The sequence below is a fragment of the Alteromonas sp. MmMcT2-5 genome (assembly GCF_022348315.1).
Lineage (GTDB): Bacteria > Pseudomonadota > Gammaproteobacteria > Enterobacterales > Alteromonadaceae > Alteromonas > Alteromonas macleodii.
Genome location: NZ_JAKRFB010000130.1, coordinates 1 through 1,244 on the forward strand (window position 1 = coordinate 1; position 1,244 = coordinate 1,244).

1 protein-coding gene is annotated in these 1,244 nt (G+C 46.5%); it reads right to left on the reverse strand.

What is annotated here, in order from left to right; all coding sequences use genetic code 11:
- Positions 1–19 precede the first annotated feature (19 nt).
- Positions 20–1,244 (reverse strand): IS4 family transposase (locus tag MHN09_RS21260; protein WP_239220463.1); only part of this gene is annotated, 1,225 nt, incomplete at its 5' end.

A 1,244-nucleotide genomic window follows, 5' to 3' on the forward strand; every position in this document is an offset into this window, starting at 1 on the left:
CTGAGGGATCCCCACGAATTTAGCATGTAATCTTGCTCATGCAAGCTTCAGCGGTGAGTTCATCAAGCCAGCGGATCGTCTTTTTCCACTGATGCAGGGTAAATCGCATTGAGGTGTTAAAAGCTCTCAAGCCAAGAAAGTGAAAGGATAGTACGGATTTTGTTTCGGTATTTGCCTGAAAGCGTCGATGCTTGTTACTGACAACTAATAGCATGCCCAACAGTACAGCCACTAACGAAGCCAGTGTGGTAAGCAAGACCAGAACAGTAATGCGTGTCTTGGTTGTGCTGCGATTATTTTCATACCCCAGACCAAAGCGCGTGCTTTTCATATCCCGAAAGCCTTCTTCTATTTGCATGCGCTGGCGATAAATATCGATGACTTGTTTAGATAAGTGACGATGGTAGGGCAATGACGTCGCCAGTAGCCACGGATCTCTTGCGCCATCAGCATATTTCAATGAATTGGTATCCCGTTGGCGCGAGCCATTGGCATTAAACGCTCGTCGACCTTTCGCTTTCTCTTTAACCAACACCAAGGTACAGGCAAAAGGTCGTGACTTGACGATAAGCGCGTTATCAAATCGCTTGGGCCGTGTTGTAGCCTTTAGATAAAGCTCAGCGATAGATTGCCATTCATTACCGCCATCCAGCGAATATAAATGTGGCTTTCGCACACGTCCGACAATATGCCATCTCAATGCCTGCACTTCACGAAACCACGGCGATTTGTAGCCCGCATCAGTGACAATAATGGGCTGGCAGGTATCCGGTAAGAGCGTGTGCAATATCTCTAAAAAGTCTCTATGTGTAGTCGCTTTTGCACTGGCTTTTCTATCATGCACTTCCTGATAAAGGGTAATAGGCCGCCCTTTAACGACAATTGCGGCGCGAAGTAAAAAGTGCTTTTTGCACTTATCCAAATCTGACCAGTCAACGGCAATGACAGGATGTTTACAGGTACAAAATAACCGGCAAATCATTGCATAGATAAACGGTACTTCACGCTGGAGGTGACCATTAGATAACAGCCGGTCAGCCCGCTTAATACGGTGTTTCTCATAGGCATTGGAACGGATACCGCGCCCCATACTGGTCACAGTGGCCGAACCGCTCTCAATCAAGCTTCGCACACAGGCGACAACGGCCTGTTTGCGGGTTTTATGCATTTTATGGCTGACAAAAGAGACAAGATTGTTCAATATAGAGCGTGCATTCATGGTGTTTTCTGTGTTGGTTTTTTTT